At 52.7% G+C, this 18,316-nt stretch carries 17 protein-coding genes and 1 pseudogene; 5 read left to right on the top strand and 13 right to left on the bottom strand.

The genetic code is table 11. The features are described from left to right. Positions 1-211: 211 nt before the first annotated feature. Positions 212-1,102 carry a haloacid dehalogenase gene (locus KHO07_RS28820; RefSeq protein ID WP_015063429.1) on the top strand — a complete coding sequence of 297 codons (891 nt, stop codon included), beginning with the start codon at positions 212-214 and terminating at the stop codon, positions 1,100-1,102. A 65-nt stretch (positions 1,103-1,167) separates the two neighbouring features. Here the strand turns inward: KHO07_RS28820 and KHO07_RS28815 are convergent, their stop codons facing one another. Genes KHO07_RS28815 through KHO07_RS28805 form a run of 3 tightly spaced genes read right to left on the bottom strand, consistent with a single transcriptional unit; the run spans position 1,168 to position 3,891 of the window. Next, positions 1,168-2,457 (bottom strand): ISL3-like element ISPpu12 family transposase, encoded by a 1,290-nt coding sequence (locus KHO07_RS28815; RefSeq protein WP_004574636.1) that lies wholly within the window; start codon positions 2,455-2,457, stop codon positions 1,168-1,170. Positions 2,458-2,478: 21 nt separating this feature from the next. Further along, positions 2,479-2,991, bottom strand: coding sequence for a signal peptidase II (gene lspA / locus KHO07_RS28810; protein WP_003821921.1), 513 nt, complete (start codon positions 2,989-2,991; stop codon positions 2,479-2,481). A gap of 3 nt (positions 2,992-2,994) precedes the next feature. Then, entirely contained in the window at positions 2,995-3,891 is an 897-nt protein-coding gene (locus KHO07_RS28805; RefSeq protein WP_004364974.1) for a cation transporter, read from the bottom strand. A 95-nt stretch (positions 3,892-3,986) separates the two neighbouring features. Between KHO07_RS28805 and cadR the strand changes: the two genes are divergently transcribed. Further along, entirely contained in the window at positions 3,987-4,394 is a 408-nt protein-coding gene (gene cadR, locus KHO07_RS28800) for a Cd(II)/Pb(II)-responsive transcriptional regulator (protein ID WP_009403731.1), read from the top strand. 8 nt (positions 4,395-4,402) lie between these two features. Here cadR and KHO07_RS28795 read toward each other — a convergent pair whose 3' ends face one another. After that, positions 4,403-5,338 (bottom strand): hypothetical protein, encoded by a 936-nt coding sequence (locus tag KHO07_RS28795; protein WP_212626157.1) that lies wholly within the window; start codon positions 5,336-5,338, stop codon positions 4,403-4,405. A gap of 1 nt (position 5,339) precedes the next feature. Beyond that, entirely contained in the window at positions 5,340-6,383 is a 1,044-nt protein-coding gene (locus KHO07_RS28790) for a nucleoid-associated protein (protein WP_023446890.1), read from the bottom strand. A 307-nt stretch (positions 6,384-6,690) separates the two neighbouring features. On the opposite strand from KHO07_RS28790, the gene KHO07_RS28785 reads away from it, so the two are divergent. After that, complete coding sequence (locus KHO07_RS28785; RefSeq protein ID WP_003291638.1) at positions 6,691-8,121, top strand: IS1182-like element ISPmo1 family transposase; 1,431 nt, start codon at positions 6,691-6,693, stop codon at positions 8,119-8,121. A 242-nt stretch (positions 8,122-8,363) separates the two neighbouring features. Here the strand turns inward: KHO07_RS28785 and umuC are convergent. Then, positions 8,364-9,530: pseudogene (gene umuC / locus KHO07_RS28780) on the bottom strand (translesion error-prone DNA polymerase V subunit UmuC); the annotation flags it as partial. Positions 9,531-9,994: 464 nt separating this feature from the next. Continuing rightward, positions 9,995-10,885, bottom strand: a complete 891-nt coding sequence (locus KHO07_RS28775) for a cation transporter (protein WP_052906047.1) — start codon at positions 10,883-10,885, stop codon at positions 9,995-9,997. Positions 10,886-11,039: 154 nt separating this feature from the next. On the opposite strand from KHO07_RS28775, the gene KHO07_RS28770 reads away from it, so the two are divergent. Continuing rightward, on the top strand, positions 11,040-11,600 hold the full coding sequence (locus KHO07_RS28770) for a hypothetical protein (protein WP_045633889.1): 561 nt from the start codon (positions 11,040-11,042) through the stop codon (positions 11,598-11,600). 167 nt (positions 11,601-11,767) lie between these two features. On the opposite strand, the gene KHO07_RS28760 is transcribed toward KHO07_RS28770, so the two are convergent. The 6 genes from KHO07_RS28760 to umuD all read right to left on the bottom strand — a co-directional run bounded on the left by KHO07_RS28760 (position 11,768) and on the right by umuD (position 17,440). Then, positions 11,768-12,184, bottom strand: a complete 417-nt coding sequence (locus KHO07_RS28760) for a TetR family transcriptional regulator (protein WP_170934336.1) — start codon at positions 12,182-12,184, stop codon at positions 11,768-11,770. After that, complete coding sequence (locus KHO07_RS29335) at positions 12,177-14,021, bottom strand: site-specific integrase (RefSeq protein ID WP_230679663.1); 1,845 nt, start codon at positions 14,019-14,021, stop codon at positions 12,177-12,179. Before KHO07_RS29335 ends, KHO07_RS28760 begins: the two co-directional genes overlap by 8 nt. Further along, the gene (locus tag KHO07_RS28750; protein ID WP_047299985.1) at positions 14,011-15,627 is read right to left on the bottom strand and encodes a hypothetical protein; all 1,617 of its coding nucleotides are present in this window, start codon (positions 15,625-15,627) and stop codon (positions 14,011-14,013) included. Before KHO07_RS28750 ends, KHO07_RS29335 begins: the two co-directional genes overlap by 11 nt. Before the next feature lie 10 nt (positions 15,628-15,637). Continuing rightward, positions 15,638-16,795, bottom strand: a complete 1,158-nt coding sequence (locus KHO07_RS28745) for a site-specific integrase (RefSeq protein WP_045633891.1) — start codon at positions 16,793-16,795, stop codon at positions 15,638-15,640. A gap of 86 nt (positions 16,796-16,881) precedes the next feature. Beyond that, positions 16,882-17,022, bottom strand: coding sequence for a hypothetical protein (locus KHO07_RS28740; RefSeq protein WP_244858257.1), 141 nt, complete (start codon positions 17,020-17,022; stop codon positions 16,882-16,884). Beyond that, entirely contained in the window at positions 17,009-17,440 is a 432-nt protein-coding gene (gene umuD, locus KHO07_RS28735; protein ID WP_158190204.1) for a translesion error-prone DNA polymerase V autoproteolytic subunit, read from the bottom strand. Before umuD ends, KHO07_RS28740 begins: the two co-directional genes overlap by 14 nt. A gap of 84 nt (positions 17,441-17,524) precedes the next feature. Here umuD and KHO07_RS28730 point away from each other — a divergent pair, with 84 nt between their 5' ends. Beyond that, positions 17,525-18,238 carry an SOS response-associated peptidase family protein gene (locus KHO07_RS28730; protein WP_212626156.1) on the top strand — a complete coding sequence of 238 codons (714 nt, stop codon included), beginning with the start codon at positions 17,525-17,527 and terminating at the stop codon, positions 18,236-18,238. Positions 18,239-18,316 lie beyond the last annotated feature (78 nt).

Raw genomic sequence — 18,316 nt, 5'->3', positions numbered from 1 at the left:
ACAGTCAGGTCAAATATGGTTTGCGCGGATCAGAAATGAACCTAACACAGTTGCTGAATGACTGGCTGTCTTTCATAAGCATTTGATTTTAAAGAGTAAATTTATATGGCACGGGCCTTGCTATATAAGCTGGGCGTCCAATATGACGCCCCTGACTCGGCGATTTTGCTGACTTACGGACCAAGCATTTATGGATAGGAGAGCCCACACAATGACCAACCCTGCATACTTTCCGCAACTTTCCCAGCTTGATGTGTCTGGAGAAATGGAATCGACCTATGAAGATATTCGCCTAACGTTACGCGTGCCTTGGGTCGCCTTCGGTTGCCGAGTGCTTGCTACATTTCCAGGTTACCTGCCACTTGCATGGCGCCGCAGCGCAGAAGCACTCATTACCCGCTACGCTGAGCAAGCCGCTGACGAGCTGCGCGAGCGCTCCCTACTCAACATCGGTCCATTGCCGAACTTAAAAGAACGGTTGTACGCTGCAGGATTCGATGACGGAGAAATTGAGAAGGTTAGACGCGTGCTTTATGCGTTTAACTATGGTAATCCAAAATATCTGTTGCTCATTACCGCGTTGAGTGAAAGCATGCAGATGCGGCCGGTGGGAGGAGCTGAGGTTTCGTCCGAGCTTCGAGCATCCATCCCGAAGGGGCATCCAAAAGGTATGGATCCGCTTTTGCCGCTTGTCGATGCCACCAAGGCATCCACCGAGGTTCAAGGGCTCCTTAAGCGGGTGGCTGACCTTCACTATCATCACGGTCCGGCAAGTGATTTCCAAGCGCTGGCCAATTGGCCGAAGGTACTGCAGATTGTTACAGATGAAGTGCTCGCACCGGTTGCCCGCACCGAGCAGTATGATGCCAAGTCACGGGAGCTGGTAACCCGGGCGCGGGAACTGGTGCGTGGACTGCCCGGCTCTGCTGGTGTTCAGCGGTCGGAGCTAATGTCCATGCTGACACCGAACGAGCTTGCCGGTCTGACTGGTGTCCTATTCATGTATCAGCGCTTCATCGCTGACATCACAATTAGCATCATTCATATAACAGAGTGTTTGGACGGCGCGGAAGCAGCGTCTAAGTCGCCTTTTCCTATCTAACTTATTGGGGTATACGGATTTAATGGTTGATGGGGCACCTTCACCCCATCAATCTGATACCACCCTCAGATGGTTGATAGATCGACTCCGTAGTTGAGTTCCTCTGCGAAGTCCGGCAGTCCGTAACCGATGGTTTTCTTGTAGAAAGGAGAGACCTTCGCAGTCGGTGCCTTCTTCTTGTGCTTCGTGGTGTAGAGCATTCGTGCCCGCATCACCTCGAAGGAGTAACCGCGCCCTTCACGGTTCTTGTCCTTGGCCAGTCGGTTGATGGACTCCGTGTAAGCGTTGGTGACGGGCATGTCCGTCTCGAAGTAGGTCATGGTCTCTTCGCGCCAGTTTCCCACTGCCCTGACCAGATCGCTCCAGACTTCCTTTTGGCCCTTCGGGATGGTGGCTATCCACTCGTCCAGGGCGGCTTCTGCCTGGAGCCGTGTGGTGGCGTCCCAGATGCCGTAGAAGCGCTCCTTGTGCTCGTAGGCGGCCAGCAGTTGCGGGAACGCGCCTGTCCAGGTCTCCATGATGAGGCGCTCCCGGTCTGAGACTTCGTGAGCGCGTTTCAGCAGGATTTTCCGGTCTCCCTTGAGAGTCCGGCTCTGGGACGGTTTCAGCTCCTTTCTGAGGCCCTTGCGCACTCTCTCTAGGGCATCGTTGGCCATGCGCACCACATGGAACTTATCGACCACGATACGGGCCTGGGGCAGCACAGCCTTGACCGCTGCCCGGTAGGGGTTCCACATGTCCATGCTGACGATCTCGACCTTCTGCCGGTCTTTCAGCTTCATCAGGTAGTTGGTCACCACGTCCTGGCGGCGGGTGGCCAGCAGGTCGAGCAGGGTTCGCTCCTCAATGTTGGTCAGAATGCAGCGGTAGCGCTTGTTCAGGTATAGCTCGTCAATGCCCAGGATGCGGGGCGTCTCGAAGCGGTGCCAGCGCCCCAGGAACTCGGCGCGGGCGTTGAAGATGTCGCGCACCGTCTTCTCGTCCAGGCCGGTCTGTGCCGCCACAAAGGTGTAGGGGTGGTTGAAGGATTCCTTCTCCACGTACTCATGCAGCCGCAGTGTCATACGGAATCCGTCCACCATCTCCGGTAGCTGGGGCCTGAATGTTGTCTTGCAGGCCCGGCAGGTGTATCGGCGGCGGACCACCCAGAGAGTGACCCGCTTGCCGTGGATGGGCAGATCACGATAGGGAACGTCACGCTTGCCGAACCGTACGAACTCACCCTGCACGCCGCATTCCTCGCAGGCGATGGGATCGGGCACGTCCACCTGGAAGTGCATTTCGTCGTCGGTTGATTTGCAGCCCAGTACTTGGTATTGCGGCAGGTGAAGGATGTTGTCGGGAAGTTCGGTCATGGTGTTGTATAGGCGTAGGTGTCAGTCAGATCCATCCGACTCGGCATTGGTGTTTGCTTTTTTACCCAACAAGCTGCTGGAAACGAAAAGTAAGGCACCGAGGACAATTGCAATATCAGCCAGGTTGAAGGCCGGCCAATGCCAGTCTCGCCAATAGAAATCAAAGGAATCCACAACATAGCCGCGAAAGACCCGGTCAATCAGGTTGCCCATGGCGCCACCGAGGATAAGACTGTAAGCGATGGCTTCTCCTTTATGACGATTTTCAAGGATCAGCTTGATCAGAAAAATCGAGACCACTACCGCGATTCCGATAAAAAAGTAGCGCTGCCAGCCTCCACCATTCGCAAAAAGACTGAATGCGGCACCGGTGTTCCATAGGTGCACCCAGTTAAAGAACGGGGTCACCGAAACATACTCGCCATAGGCCATTGATTGCTGCACCAGCCACTTTACAGCCTGATCAGACGCTGCCAGCAGGCCCGATATGGACAATAGGGCATACGGCGAGAGCTTTTTGCCAATAATGAGCATTATTTAACCCTTCAACGCCAAAATGCGTCTGGCACCGTTAAGTACAATGCCCCCCGCGATGGTGCCGATAATCAGATCCGGATAATTGGAACCGGTCCACGCGACCAGGGCGCCGGCGGTGATGACCCCCAGGTTGATCACCACGTCGTTGGCCGAGAATATCCAGCTTGCCTTCATGTGCGCCCCGCCTTCCCGATGTTTGGATATGAGCAGCAGACAACTGGTATTGGCAATCAATGCGACGAATGCGATAGCCATCATCACCAGCGATTCAGGCTCACTACCGAATACAAAGCGTCTCACCACCTCTACGAGCACGCCCACAGCCAAGATCAGTTGCAGTACACCAGCAAGATGCGCGGCACGTACCTGCATTTTCACGCTATGTCCAACCGCATAAAGGGCAAGCCCGTACACCGCCGCATCGGCAAAATTGTCCAGGGATTCTCCAATCAGGCCGGTGGACCGGGCGATCAGACCGGCAGTCATTTCCACCACGAACAGAAGTGCATTGATGCCGAGCAACCAGCGCAGGGTCCCGGATTCTTGCTTAGCAGAAGCTGCCGAAAACTCGGCGGCCTTGATGGTCTCCGGATTTGCAGCGACGGTTTCCTGAAGCGAGGCGCCTAGCCCCAAGGTCTTCAGTTTCGAGGTGACGGGCTCGACCTCGCCGTCATGCACGACCTTCAGCCGGCGGTTCGACAAGTCGAAGGACAGCGCCCGAATCTCCTCAAAGCCGTTCAGGGCTAGGCGAATCATTCGTTCTTCTGATGGACAGTCCATCTTCGGCACGGCATAAACACTGACCCATCTCCCTGGCGCCTCGGAGGAGGCCTGTATATCGGTATCCGCTGCGGACGTTGCATCACCGCCACAGGCGCCACCACAGGATTTGCTCATGATACGACTCCATTTGAACAATGTTGTGGTACCATTTAAAACTATAAAGCTACTATAAGGTCAATAGAGTAAAGAATCCGTTGGGGAGGAGGCTGATGCGCATTGGTCAGTTGGCGCAGTTGGTAGGGGTCGAAACACAGACGATCCGCTTCTATGAACAGCAGGGCTTGTTGCCGCCGCCTGATCGGCAGGACAACGGTTACCGTGTCTATACCGAGAAGCATGGTGAGGGGCTGGCCTTCATCCGTCGCTGCAGAATCCTGGGCCTGTCACTGGCTGAGATTCACGAACTACAGAGCTATGAGGACGACCCTCATCAGCCTTGTACCGCCGTCAACGCCTTGCTCGATGATCACATCTCTCATGTGCGGTCGCAGATAACCGCTCTGCAAGCGCTTGAGAAACAACTCGTTTCACTGAGAGCGAGTTGCAACGATGACCGGGAAGTTGAGGCGTGTGGGGTTCTTGCTGGAATTAGCGAAGGAAACATGCACCAGCAGTAGGTGAAGCATCAACCAGATAATCCGATGAGATGCCGGTCTGTCTCACTCTCATGCAAAGGTAAGATCAACCATTTAATCCGCTTACCCAAAAAAATGAATATATTATGAAGAGATATGCTTTCCGTCGGCGCTGTCTGGCTTCCAATAAGTATTAAAGCTACCGGTATGGCGAGAAGTTGATTCTGTATCTCAGAAAAAACCTTATTCAGCTTAAGCATAAAGTCAAGCTTTTCTTTCTCGACTTGATCTCTTATTTTTTCAAAAGAAAACTCAGAGACGTATAACTGATAATTCGCATTGACGCGTTCTACAAATTCCGAAAACCGTTTAAGCAGACAGGGAAGTGTTAGTCTGTCGAGCTCATTTGTCTTCAACATTTCAATCAGAACTGATTTTATGATTGAGGACTTTTGTTCTTTATGAATCTGAGCATTAACGAATTCGGCATAAAAATCTTGGCAGCCATCGAGGGGACGGAGATCATTAACGGTGTAGCCTAGAGATAACTCGATTTTCTGGCCATGTAAGAAAATGGCTTTTAACTTTCCTTTCAATACCGAATGATCCGCGACTTTAGCGATTTCTTGGATAAAACGAGCAGTATCTAGATAATACTGTACAATCCGGTCGGGTGCGTTTTCTCCACCCTTGTAGTGGTAGTCAATATCAGACAAATAAAACTCTTTCGGCACGCGTGCTTGGCGAGACGGAGCCGAAATCAAATCTTCCAAACAGCTGGCAAAGATTAAATCATCTTGGGACGGCAACTTAAAAGATAGTTGCTCAATCCTTTGATCGTACTGAGCCTCCAATCCGCTTTTTTCGAGGTCTGAGTGAATACTCGCATATTCTGCCTGCGGAAGGCGACCAGACAGCACCCGGCCAGAAGAAACGGGCCCTGCTATTTTCTTGCTTAAATGAATAGCGAGCTCTAAATCGTTCATCTCATTCTTCGTTGTCTTCTGGATCTATACCTTTCTCTTTTTTTATTCTTGCTATCAGATCGACTGGGGGATTTCTGATGATAATGCTTTCTTCGTCGTCGTCTAGATATACTCTTTCGTTGAATATATCCTCAACATCAAACCCAAGACTTATAGTGCCAAACTTTGTTGTATAGCGCTGCAGTTTCTTAATGCTGCTACTGTGCGGAGAGAAAGTTTCGTGAATCTCAACGTTATTGTCTTTGACATACTCGATAAACGAAGCGGGCTCTTCTGGGTTAATGAACGCTGAAAGTGCTACCAAATGAACTGGTTTGTCATCGTCCTTCATTTCTTTACAGTGTTCGTAAACCTTGGCGCGAATGGATTGGCGCTCCGCCGCGGCGAACTCATTTTCTTCGCAATATGAATCTATCGTTTCGATAAGCTTTTGCGTGTTGTATTTGGAGTCCGTGTAATCAATGCATGCGAGTGCCTGCCTGAAGTATGCGGATGAGTCGCCTTCAGCGCCTGTTCCTTTTTTAATGAAGGAAAGGTAAGGTTGTTCATCGTTTTGCCACTTCTCAATATCGATCCGCGCCGCCTCGCGCAGATTGCTAACATCAAAGAAAAGCGAGTCGTTTAAGTCGAGCGTCGTACTATCTATCCCTACTCCCTCTTTAAGCTTCAGCATCGCAATCAGTAGCCAGTCCCGCCCCTGATTCTCATACCGGATGAACACAGGATAGCTTGTGGTAGTCAACCTGCTGTTCGCCATTTCTGTCGAAATAACTTCGGTGCAAAGTTTACTCATTGCCACCAGATCAGTTTTCCCGGCATGGTAGTCGGTCAGGATCTTAGGGAAGATATGGATCATATGGTTGGCGCCTAGAGTCCCGTAGCCGTTACTGAGTCTCCCATACAGCTTCAGCACATCATCCCCCAGATTCTGAAGTCGATCGTCTAGCGGCAACGGAGTCAGTCGGGGGACCACAGTGGCGCTACCTGGGCCTGACGTGTCTCGGGCTTTCTCAATCCCGTGGATGATGGACTCTGTAATATTCACTGGATTCCCTTCTCTCAGGTGGGGTCGGCTTTCACGCTTTGTTTAGCGGAATGCAAGCTGCTTCTGTGCAGGCCACAGTTAACTACACAACAGTTACGGGTGCTACTCCCAACCTAATTGCCCGCATTTAAGGCTGCAGCCTCTGACAAATCGATCAGGGAATGGCATCAACAGAAGCTGAAATCGTTTCGTGGGCTGCCCCGTTGTGATTGGCCCACCTGTACGTCTCCTTTTGGCCCAGAGTGTGTAAAAACATCCCGGTAAACCCTTGCTATGATTTCCGAGAATCTCATCGCAAGGGACGCCCATGAAACGGTTTATCCAGGGTGAACATCGAGGTCAAAGCACCTTACTTCCCGAAAGCCTCGACGACTACGTCAGCGATACCAATCCGGTTCGGGTGGTTGACGTTTTCGTCGATGAACTCGATTTGGCCAATCTAGGTTTTGATGGCGTCATTCCAGCCGAAACCGGCAGACCTGCCTACCACCCGGCGATCCTGCTGAAGATCTACATCTACGGTTACCTAAACCGAATTCAATCGAGCCGACGTCTGGAGCGAGAAGCCCAGCGCAACGTCGAACTCATGTGGCTAACCGGGCGTTTGATGCCCGATTTCAAGACCATCGCCAACTTCCGAAAAGACAACAGCAAGGCCATTCGCGGCGTCTGCCGCCAGTTCGTTTTGCTCTGCCAGCAGTTGGGGTTGTTTGACGAAAACCTGGTTGCCATCGACGGCAGCAAATTCAAGGCAGTGAACAACCGTGACCGCAATTTCACCAGCGCCAAACTGAAGCGGCGCATGGAAGAAATCGAGGCGAGCATCGGCCGTTATTTGGCTGCGCTCGATGCGGCTGATCGACAGATTCCTAGCGCCTCCGCGCCAGACATTGCCAGCCTGGAAGATAAAATCGCCAAGCTCAAATCGCAGATGAAAGAGCTCCAAGGGATCGAAACTCAGCTCAACGATTCCCCTGACAAACAGGTTTCGCTGACCGACCCGGATGCCCGTTCGATGATGACGCGCGGCAGCGGTATCGTCGGCTACAACGTGCAGACGGCGGTCGATACGCAGCACCATTTGATTGTTGCTCATGAGGTCACCAACAGAGGTTCTGACCGCGACCAACTCAGCTCGATGGCCAAGCAAGCTAGGGAAGCCATTGGCGCAGAAACATTGTCGGTAGTCGCCGACCGAGGCTACTTCAAGGGTGAAGAAATCCTCGCCTGTCACGATGCAAACATCACCGCTTATGTGCCAAAGCCGATGACTTCAAGCGCCAAGGCTGATGGCCGGTTCAACAAAGATGCCTTCGTTTATGACGCGACGAAAAACGAATATACATGCCCGGCTGGAGAGGCACTGATTTGGCGATTCTCCAGCGTTGAGAAAGGCATGAATATGCACTGTTACTGGAGTTCAAAGTGCCAGAGTTGCGCGCTGAAAACCCAGTGCACGCCAAGCACAAATCGTCGAGTAAGGCGCTGGGAACATGAAGCGGTGCTGGAGGAAATGCAACGCCGGCTGAACCAAGCACCGGAGATGATGCGGGTTCGAAAACGGACTGTTGAGCATCCCTTCGGGACGCTCAAACAATGGATGGGAGCAACGCACTTCCTGACTCGAAAACTGAATGGGGTGAGCGCAGAAATGAGCTTGAATGTGCTCGCCTACAACTTGAAGCGGGTGATGAAAATCATCGGCACCGAAGGCTTGTTGAAGGCGATGGCGGCGTAAAAGCCCAGCTTTTACTGCCCCAAGAGGTGCCAAAGCGCTTCATACGCGCTCTGAAGCGTTACCGGCGCTGATCGCGGTAAATAATCGGGAAATTGCCATGCTCAGGAGCAATGGGCTGAAGCACGCACGATAAGAAAGGGTTTTTACACACTCTGGGCCGAGAGCAGACATTGCTGAACCCCATATCAAACTAACTTTTCCCGTCATCCCTCCGACAGTTGGGAAGTGTCACATCCGCTCCCCTAGTTGCAGCGAACCACCCATAGCTGATCCAGCCTGGTCGTGAAACTCTGGCTCATCATGTCCCGTCGCATTCCCCAATCCGGCGTCGTAGTTATTCGGCCTGGTCTCAGGGTATTGCGGCCCCACTTGGCATTGATCGCATCGAGCACGCCCATGACGCGCTCCGAGGCGGCAGGCTGGGTTTCGGTGAAGAGGTCAGCGGTATATTCGCCGCGCTGGCGGAGGTCCATCAAAAGGACCTCGGCCTTGCTGAAAGAGAAGCCGTCCCGATAAACGTGTTCCAGACCTGCAATAGCCGCCCGAGTGATGTGCCGGGTGTCATCAGTGGGGTACGGCAGCTCGCACACTACCCCTTTTGCGAACTTGGGCTCGTCGGGATTGAACATGCCGGTGCGGATGCTCACTCGTACGCGCTTGCACATCGATTGCTGCTTCCGCAGTTTCTCGCTGGCCCTGGCGGCGTACGCCGCGACCGCCTCCTTAATCGGCTCTAGCTCGCGCAGACGCTTCCCGAACATTCTCGAGCAGCAAATCTCCTGTTTGGGAGCCTCCATTTCCTCCAGATCAAGGCACGGCGTGCCGCGCAGCTCACGGGCAGTCTTCTCAATCATTACGCTGAACTGCTTGCGCAGAGTCCATGCATCCGCGCTGGCCAGGTCCCAGGCTGTGCGAATGCCCATCTTGTTCAGGTGTTCAGTCATCCGACGCCCAACGCCCCACACGTCGCTAACGTTGGTCACCCGCAGCACCTTATCGCGGCGCACTGGGTCGAGCAGCTCTACAACCCCGCCGGTCTGTTTCTGCCACCGCTTTGCGGAATGGTTAGCCAACTTGGCGAGTGTTTTCGTTCCGGCTATCCCCACTCCAACCGGGATGCCCGTGCAGCGCAGTACATCGGCGCGGATTCGCCTGCCAAGCGCTTCCGTGTTCGGCACACCGGTCAGATCCGCAAATGACTCGTCGATTGAGTAGACCTCTACAGCCGGCACCAGACTTTCGATGACCGTCATCACTCGCTCGCTCATGTCGCCGTACAACGCGTAGTTGCTAGAAAACACCACCACGCCCCAGCGCTCCAGGTCACGCCGGATCTGGAAGTACGGCGCGCCCATCTTGATGCCCAGTAGCTTGGCCTCGGCTGAACGCGCGATCACACAGCCATCGTTATATCTGAATGACTCTAACAGTTAGTAGATTGTAACATACTGTTTTATAAGCATTTTACAAGACTAACAATTTTTCAATTTTTCGAGGCCTCTTGAAACCCTTCACGACCACTGTTCGAACGCCAACGCAACCATCGTCATCCCAGCAGGTCATGCGTACAGTCGCCCGCAAGCTGGCAAGGCCGATCTGATTGAGGTGGCAGAAAAGAGCGTTTGCTCACGGTAAGTGGGCACCATCGTGCCGACGTACAGAAATCAACCGGACGCATACATCTAGCTAGGCGAACGGGGCATCACGCCCTGCCGGGGAGCCCAGCTGTGCAGCAACAGCTCGATCAAGGCGCTGGCTTTCAGGGTTGGCAAGCGCGTGAGCACGTCCTTTAGGTAGATCGAAAAAAGAAAGATTAATTTCCTCCCGGTTAAACCTCCACGTTGCTTAATGGGCGGAGGTTTGAGCACGATCATCAAGCCTTCATGGCAAGAATTCGCCGACCACCGTTGAGGACAAGCAGCCCGACAGCAAAACCAATGGCAAGGTCGGGATAAGGCGAACCCGTAAGCATAACCAGTAAGCCAGCAACAATAACCCCTAGGTTGGCCAATACATCGTTTGCTGAGAATATCCAGCTTGCTCGCATGTGAGCGCCACCATTCCGGTGTTTTGATATCAAGAGCAAACAGCCAACATTGGCCACAAGGGCGACCAGGCCAACCCCCATCATCAACAATGACTCAGGTTCGCTGCCGAAAATAAATCTGCGCACAACTTCCAATAAAACGCCTAACGCGAGCGCTATTTGTAGAAAGCCCGACAGATGTGCGGCCTTAAGCTGTAGACCCTTGCTCCGTCCAGCGGCATAGAAGGCAAGGCCATAAACAGCGGCATCGGCGAACATATCCAGTGAATCCGCAATCAACCCTGTGGACTCAGCAATAACCCCAAGAACCAACTCGGCTACAAACATAAGAGCGTTGATACCCAACAAAGCTTTAAGCACTCTGGACTCGTCTAGAGCCTCCTGGGCGTCAGCTTTCCCTCTCTCCGCGACCTCGCTTGGTGCGCAAGCCCGCGTACCTATCAGGGTCGAGCCAAGGCCCAAGGAATCGAGCTTGTTAGCGTGCAGATCTATCGCCCCCGAGTGATAGACGTGAACGCGCCGTTGACTGAGATCGAAGGATAACGACTCGATACCTTCCAGTCCCTCCAAAGCCAAGCGAATCATGCGTTCTTCAGAGGGACAGTCCATCTTGGGTACAGAAAACTCACTGACCCACGCAGCCCCATTGCTTCGGGTGGACACCTCATTCGACGGTGCAACGCTATTCGCACAACCACAAGCTTTGTCACCACTCATCCCGTTCACCTCCTAACAAGTAGGCAGCCTAAATACACCCTGTAGCAGGTACAGGGTCAACCATTGATCCCAGTCAGGCTATGCCAAAAATTGAGGTCTATATTGGAAAGTAGTGATTCACCCTCGATCAATCACCCGCTGCAAGGAGTAGAAGATGAAAGCATCCCAACTCGCCGCCGTCGCTTTGGCGGCAGCGCTTTTCCCCGCATTAGCCTCCGCGCAGCAGGACTCAACCGCTGCTAAATCGGCCCAACAGCAACCGATAAGCGTTGAGCAATTCGACCAAGAGATGGCGAAGGCACAAGAAAATCTCAAGAAAATGCAGGAGCAAATGAGCCAAATCCAGAAAGCTAGCGACCCTGCACAGCGTCAGAAACTGATGCAAGAGCACCAAACCATGATGCAGCAAGGAATGCACATGATGAACGGAATGCGTGGCGGCGGAATGATGGGGTGCTGCGGAGGGGGCATGATGGGTGGCCATATGATGGGTAACGGTCAGATGATGGGAGGTGGCCACATGATGGGTGACGGTCAGATGATGGGAGGTGGTCACATGATGGGCTGGGATCAAATGGGCAGCCACTACTCCCAGATGACGCCTGAGCAGATGAAGCAGCATCAATACATGATGGATAGGTACATGGGCATGCAGCAAATGATGATGGATCAGATGATGCAGCATCAGCAACACATGGGCACACCGCCTCGCTAAGCCCTCACGTCGACGCCACGGGGGGCATCCTATTCCACCATGAGTTAGGCAGGCCCCCACCGATGCGGCAGCAGTTACCCCGGAGTGGAACATGAAGCACGAGGTGCTGAGCCCCAGCTATACAACCAGGATCGATCAGCTACGGATGGTGAAATAAGCCCCTGGGGCTACTTAGCCCCAGGCTTCGGTGCTAGCGTAACTACCTTACCTTGGGCAACGCCATCCAACTGGGCCAGCTCAATCATGAGGCGCTGGTTCACCGACGCGAGCCTGGCTAACTCCTCAAGAAGCAGGCTGTTCTCCGCCCGGAGCGCCTTGTTCAGTTCTTTCTCCTTCATCAGTGCTTGATGCTTGGAGTCACGCTGGGCGCGCACCGACTTGCCCATAAGGTTGCGAATACGTTCCGCCACCGCAGGGTAGGTGTTATGGATAAGGCCCGGCGTTACTCCTGCGGCCCTGGCAACTGAGGAGATGCTGAGCTTTTGGTTGCCCTCGACCATGCCATCGATGACCTTGTCGAGTGCATCGGTTGTCTTTGGCCGAGATCGTCCAGTGGAGCGAGGCTCCGTCGCTTGCTTAGTCATTCACAGCCCCTTCTTGCTCGTCGTCATGGGGGGATATGCCTAGGCTGTTGATAACATCGAGCGCGACTTTCAAATCACGCTCGGCACGCTGTCTTACTGCTGGGCCTGCATCCTCAATTTTCATCAGCTCCCGCTGTTGCGAGTAGATAGCATGCCAAGTGCCGGCGAATGTCTCATCAATTACCGAATGCTTGCACCCAGGGCACCGTGTCGCCTCGTATAAGCCCGCACCTCCGCATCCGCGCTCTGTGGCAATGCACCAGCCATGGCCAGTCGCCCGAATATTCGCATGAGGCGCAGTTTGGGCCAGTAGAGCGGCCCTGTTCTTGACCGGAATAGCCCGCAACTCAACGATCCTCTCTCCTGCGCCTCCGGCCAATGGCTGATCGTCGAGCCAAGATTCAATCAGGTCGATTTTGAATTCGGTCATCTGCTGGAGGATCTCATCGAACAACGTGAGATCCTGAAGGGGGTTGGAGGCATAGAGCTGAGTCATGCTCATACTGCTGTGTTTGAACTGCCACTTGAGGAATACAAGCGAAGCACGCCCCATACGAGACTCTACAAAGCACCGGGCATAGGTGCGACGGCACTGGTGAGTCCGCAATGGCCAATCACTTCCAGCGGCTTTTGCGAGCCGCTTGAAGGCCTCATTGGAACCTGCGGCGCTGAGCACTTCGATGTGTCCAACACGCTCGGTTTTGTTGCCGCTTCCATTCAAGCAGAGGAACAGTCTCTTCGAGTCTTTTCTGGCCTTCTCCAATCGAAGCAAAAGATCAGCGGAGTCAGTTGAGTTGGGCGACAGTTCAAGATCGCTCAACTCCGCCTCAAGCTCTCTTCTCATTGGGGTTGAGCACATGGCAAAGAGATTTAACGCATCCAGCGTAAGCTCAGGGACAAGATATTCGACTCGCCCCTTTCCTGTTTTATGCTCGGTCGTGATTACCCAGCAGTAAGTAACACCATCCACCACCTCTTTTCGCCATGCACCGACTTCAATTCCGATGACTTCTTCGTTACGCATGCCGCTGGTAATTGACGCGATGTATAAGACAGCATCACGACAATTAATCATTTTGGAGCTGCGGCGAGTAAAGGTGCCAATGCCGGTGACCATCAAATCTTCTTTCGCCTCATGGACGACCTGCTCGCAGTAATTAAATATCTTCGCCTGATCGTCTGGTGGAATTATATCCGTCCTACCGGTGTTCTTATTAGCAGCTGAACTGCCCCTTGTTTCTCCAATTCCGCTAACTCGCCACAGGGACGACTCTCCCCATGGAAAATACTGAAGAGGGGAAATGGTTTCGACAGAGAAAATCCATAAAAAATCAATTATCCGCAGCCTGGAATAAAGAGGCATCGGCCTCAATGATTCTGACTTGCAATGATGTATGTAATTGCTGATATGTATAGGCCGAACATCGGAAAACCGTTCAATTCCCAAGCCACTAAGCCAACGAATGAACGGAATTACGCTGGCGCTGACGAGAGTTGTGATCCCCCTGGCGACAGGTGGCTTTGACCCTGGGAGCCCTCTCTTGAACCATGCATACGCGACTGCCTTGCAGTCATCAATCATCTCAGGTGGGAGATTAAAGTCCCAACTGACATACTTGTGCCCCTCGCTTACGTTAGATTGATCAAAGAATGGCCGAAGATCCCACCGAGCATCACCAAATCTGCTTAATACAAAAGTTTCGCCATGATCATTAACAATCGCACTAACAACTATCGCATCTCGCTCAGCCTTGCTTAGGCCCGAGGCTGTTACAGGTTGCGCGAACAGTACATCATAGGCCTTGAGAGCTGCCTTGGAGTTCCTATTAGCCGACAAGATCGCCCCCTCGAATTTTCCGCATAAACTCAATCTTGCATCCCCAGAACGGATGAGGGGACATTTTCGCTTTGGCTTTAGCCGCCTCGATCAGTTCAATATTAAATTTTCTCGACGTAAACTCGTCAATGAGCCTGATGAAATCGCCTTGGCGTTTGCGCCATCCCGCCCACTCATCCGTTAAAAAATACTCCATCTCCGCGCGCAGAAACTGCTGATAGCTGAACAGTCGATACAAGTCATCAAGAGTACCGACAATTGCGTAACTAGGACATGTCAAGCAATGAATGAACTCGGAACAATGGGTGACACCATCTTTGGGCGCCAGGCTTCCATAGAGGCTATCTTTACAGCCTCCTGGGGGTGTCGGTGTGACATTGATGCCACGCAGCTGATCGGTGAAAGCCGATCCGACGAAGATCGCTCCCTCAACCCTGATCTCGTCATTTATCTTCAAATAATGGTTATCAGCGACGCTAGGGGACTGGCCCATCACGGCGGACACTTCCAGTAGGTCGCCGCCGCTGAGCTTCCAAAGCCTACTTTCCATAGTCTTTCGAAGACGACTGAGATTAACGATCAGCGGCTTGCCCTGATCATCCTTCAAAGAGTGTCGCGCACAAATACTCTTCGTTGATTGAAATAACGTGCTGGAAGCAAGCGCGACTATCTTATGACCATGCCCATTCTGTCCGGATCTATATAGCCAAACATGCGACTTAATATTCTCAGGTGCAAACCCAACCAGTGGTTCAGAAATTGACAAAGCCTTATTTACAACAGCAACCCCATCTAAAGGAATTGAGTTGTATTCGTCATGCAGTCCCGTCTGTCGAATGGTTTTGCTCTGAGCACCCTTTCCGCGTCTTTTTACGGTGTTCAAAAGTCGAAGATTAGGGATGAATGGGTGTGGCTGGAGCGCATCTCTAGACATTTCTAGGAGCGGCGTAGTGTTAATGCCAGATCTGGCGGCTGTAATCAGTAACAAGACCGTCATTGCTTCAGCGTCATTCCCAGGGAATAACCCCTTATGAATAGCTATTAAGTCTGATTTTAGTGCAGTTATAAGACCCTGCATTTCCGAGAGGCTGAGCGGCTTCGCGTCATTGGTGGATTTCGCGTTATTCGGGAAAGGAACAACTGGAAGAAAATTATCTTTGTCTGTCTCAATGAATCCGTATTCAATTAGACTGATGATCAATGACCTCAGTGAAGTGTAATAGTTCTTTGCAGTCGACCCGTTTGGATATTTTAGCTTCAACCAAGAAACATATCGATCAAGATGCCGTCTAGTTAGACTGTTGGGGGATGACGGTGGTGAATCAATCGCTCCGCTTTTCAAGAAGGCCATGAAATATCGAAGGCCATAGCTGGAGTACCCTACAAGAGTAGCCAGAGAGAAGTTCCCTCCATTGACCAGCGCCCTGATTACATGAGTGCTCTGAATGGCCCATGCGTCAAAGCCAAGCCCAATGTACTGAGTGTGATCAATTTTAGTTACATTCCGAGGATTTTTCGGGAGATCGATTACAAGCTCATTCTCTACGGTCTCGAATCCTTTAGTGACCGAATGCATCTCGGCCTTATAGCTTTTCTTTCGGGCCAACAGTAGTACCTCAGGCGCTTGGAGTAGAGCCGGCCATAAACATCATGTCTATCTCATCCTCATGGGCAAGAACAGACTGAGCCTCTAGCTGATTAATTAGATGCAGATACACCATTGTTGTTTGAATGTCGGAGTGCCCCATTCTGTCTCGGACATAGAGTAACGGCTCGCCTTTAAAATCTCGGCTTTTTCGCAATGCAAGAAGGGTATAAGTTCCATAGGTATGGCGAAGCATATGGGCCCTAACATAAAAGCCGCACTTGCGCTCATACGCTTTCATCACGTCGACGATAGAGTCTTTCGCGTATTGCCGCCCCTCCTTGGTCAGCACCAAGGCCGTGGTGCGTCCGTTGCCGGTCGCTTTCCGTACTTCGCGCTTATGAAGCGTGTACGACCACATTTCCTCCATCAGCGACCAAGGCACGTCAATTGTCCTCGGACGGTTGTACTTGAGATGCATGTCCGATGGTTCAAGAGCCACGCTGATCATTTGCCCAGGACGTAGGCCCTTCTTCAGCCGAGGATTAAAGATGTACTTGAGAGGGAAAGTGCGAGCCTCGCAGGAGCGAAGGCCAGTACGAACCATTAGATGGAACAAGATCCGGTGACTCGGATCTGCATCAAGGGCGAGGCAAACCTTTGCCTGATCTTTGGTCAGGAATTTGGTCAATCGCTTACGCTCTCGCACCATCACTGAGGGTTTGGTACTCGCGGCGTTAGGACGCGCTACGTGACTGAGAAAGCCAGAGTGCGGAGTCGCTCTGACCCTTCGCTCGCCAAAGGGTAGAACTGCGATCAGATCACGCTGCTTGGCCCATTGGTAGAACCTCACAATTAGGTTCAGTCGCTTATTCAGTGTGCTGGGATCTAGCTCCAGCTCACCGCTCGACCAGTCTCTATATCGCGACAGGACGCTCAGGCCATCTGCCTGACTCTCCTCATTCCAGGCCAGGCCATTAGCCTCCAGGAAGGCGAAGTAGTCGAACAGACGGCGACCATAGGCCTCCCACGTCAGAACACTGAGTGCCTCACCTGACTCGACTAGGATGTGCCATAGGAATGATTGAGCCGGTTCCACAGGCCAGCCATCTGAACCAACCAAGAGCGGGAAACCTTTGAAGGATCGACCGGCTACCGTCAGGTCTTTTGTCGCGAGCACTAACCTCATTCCACAGCCTTCAAGCCCCTATTAGTGATCTCCCATCAAGAGCCGGGACAAACCTCGATCAGGGGGGGCGGACTGTAATGGATTAGCTAACAGTTGGCACCCTTCAGATCGTTATTCGAGAGCACAACGATAGGGGTACGCCGCAAGTCCGGTCGGAAGACGCGCTCACAGCTGGCGTAGAACGAATTGCAATCGATGAGAGCGATCACTCTCTCAATATTTGCCATGGATTCGGATGCTGTATGGCACCACACCCCATACGTAGAGTTCTTCGCTTTCTAGCAAATATCGCGGCGGGAATTTCGGATTAGCTGAGCGCAGGATTACCTGGCTACCGTCCCGGTCGAAAATCTTGACCAGTGGCTCGTTGTTCAGCGCTGCGATAATTACCTCGCCCTTCTCCGCCTCACGCCCACGGTCAATTATCAGGATATCTCTGTCGAAAATACCTACATGAATCATGCTCTCGCCATCGGCACGAGCAAGGTAAGTGTGCGGGGCCCGAATGTTCATCATCTCGTCAAGCGAGATGCTTCCCTCCATGTGGTCCTGAGCGGGACTAGGAAAGCCTGCTGGCACGCAAAAACTGAAAAACGGCAGTGCAATTGTGGAGGGAGCGGCAGGTCCCAAGATGTGGACGGGCATGATACGCACCTTAAGAATACTGTATATTTACACAGTATTCTTAAGGTGATCCCCGGTCAATTGAACTAGACGTGCGGAGTCATCATGTGTGGACGTTTCGCCCAGTACCGAGTCGCCTACGAGTACTTAGACAGGATCGCAGTGCAGTTGCCCTTGCCGTTACGTGGAGGCATAAACCCTGAGCCTATCGGGCGCTACAACGTACCGCCTCAATCGATGGTTCAACTGCTTCACCAGGACGACGACGGCCTTCGTATGGAACCGGTCAAGTGGGGATACGCCCCGTTGTGGGCGCAGGGGAAGCGACCGCCAGCGATAAACGCTAGGGTGGAAACAGCCGCGACAAGTAAGTTTTTCCGCGATATATGGCAGACCGGCCGCGCGATCGTGCCGGCGGACGGTTGGTACGAGTGGAAGAAGGACGAGGCCAACCCGAAGCTCAAGCAGCCCTACTACACCACGCTCCGCACAGGCGAGCCGATGTTTTTTGCAGCACTTGGAAGATTCCAGCGAGGCGGCTCACTGGAGCCGCGTGATGGTGACGGTTTTGTGATCATCACCTCATCCAGTGATGCCGGGATGCTCGACATCCACGACCGGCGTCCATTGGTGCTATCGCCGGAGTGCGCTTCGCGCTGGATTGATCCCGAGCTTTCGCAGCGCGACGCTGAGAATCTCGCTCTAGAGCATGGATTGTGCGTGGAGGAGTTCGACTGGCATCCGGTAGGCAAAGCAGTAGGCAACGTACGGAACGAGGGTCCCGCACTGATCGAACAGATCAATCATCCTCTGTTATGAATTAGACGGGACGCCCTCCTGAGGTAGTAGAAAACATCTCTCGTTTCTCGATAGTCAAAAGCGAATCACGCCGTAGAA

Origin of the sequence: Pseudomonas sp. PP3 (genome assembly GCF_905336995.1) — a bacterium.
GTDB lineage: Bacteria > Pseudomonadota > Gammaproteobacteria > Pseudomonadales > Pseudomonadaceae > Aquipseudomonas > Aquipseudomonas reinekei.
Note: the sequence above shows the minus strand (reverse complement) of the source record. Positions and strands in the feature narration are given on the sequence as shown.

Coding starts and splice junctions, on each gene's coding strand:
- KHO07_RS28820 (WP_015063429.1), top strand. CDS start 212: ATGACCAACCCTGCATACTTTCCGCAACTTTCCCAGCTTGATGTGTCT.
- KHO07_RS28815 (WP_004574636.1), bottom strand. CDS start 2,457: ATGACCGAACTTCCCGACAACATCCTTCACCTGCCGCAATACCAAGTA.
- lspA (WP_003821921.1), bottom strand. CDS start 2,991: ATGCTCATTATTGGCAAAAAGCTCTCGCCGTATGCCCTATTGTCCATA.
- KHO07_RS28805 (WP_004364974.1), bottom strand. CDS start 3,891: ATGAGCAAATCCTGTGGTGGCGCCTGTGGCGGTGATGCAACGTCCGCA.
- cadR (WP_009403731.1), top strand. CDS start 3,987: ATGCGCATTGGTCAGTTGGCGCAGTTGGTAGGGGTCGAAACACAGACG.
- KHO07_RS28795 (WP_212626157.1), bottom strand. CDS start 5,338: ATGAACGATTTAGAGCTCGCTATTCATTTAAGCAAGAAAATAGCAGGG.
- KHO07_RS28785 (WP_003291638.1), top strand. CDS start 6,691: ATGAAACGGTTTATCCAGGGTGAACATCGAGGTCAAAGCACCTTACTT.
- KHO07_RS28775 (WP_052906047.1), bottom strand. CDS start 10,885: ATGAGTGGTGACAAAGCTTGTGGTTGTGCGAATAGCGTTGCACCGTCG.
- KHO07_RS28770 (WP_045633889.1), top strand. CDS start 11,040: ATGAAAGCATCCCAACTCGCCGCCGTCGCTTTGGCGGCAGCGCTTTTC.
- KHO07_RS28760 (WP_170934336.1), bottom strand. CDS start 12,184: ATGACTAAGCAAGCGACGGAGCCTCGCTCCACTGGACGATCTCGGCCA.
- KHO07_RS28745 (WP_045633891.1), bottom strand. CDS start 16,795: ATGAGGTTAGTGCTCGCGACAAAAGACCTGACGGTAGCCGGTCGATCC.
- KHO07_RS28740 (WP_244858257.1), bottom strand. CDS start 17,022: ATGGCAAATATTGAGAGAGTGATCGCTCTCATCGATTGCAATTCGTTC.
- umuD (WP_158190204.1), bottom strand. CDS start 17,440: ATGCCCGTCCACATCTTGGGACCTGCCGCTCCCTCCACAATTGCACTG.
- KHO07_RS28730 (WP_212626156.1), top strand. CDS start 17,525: ATGTGTGGACGTTTCGCCCAGTACCGAGTCGCCTACGAGTACTTAGAC.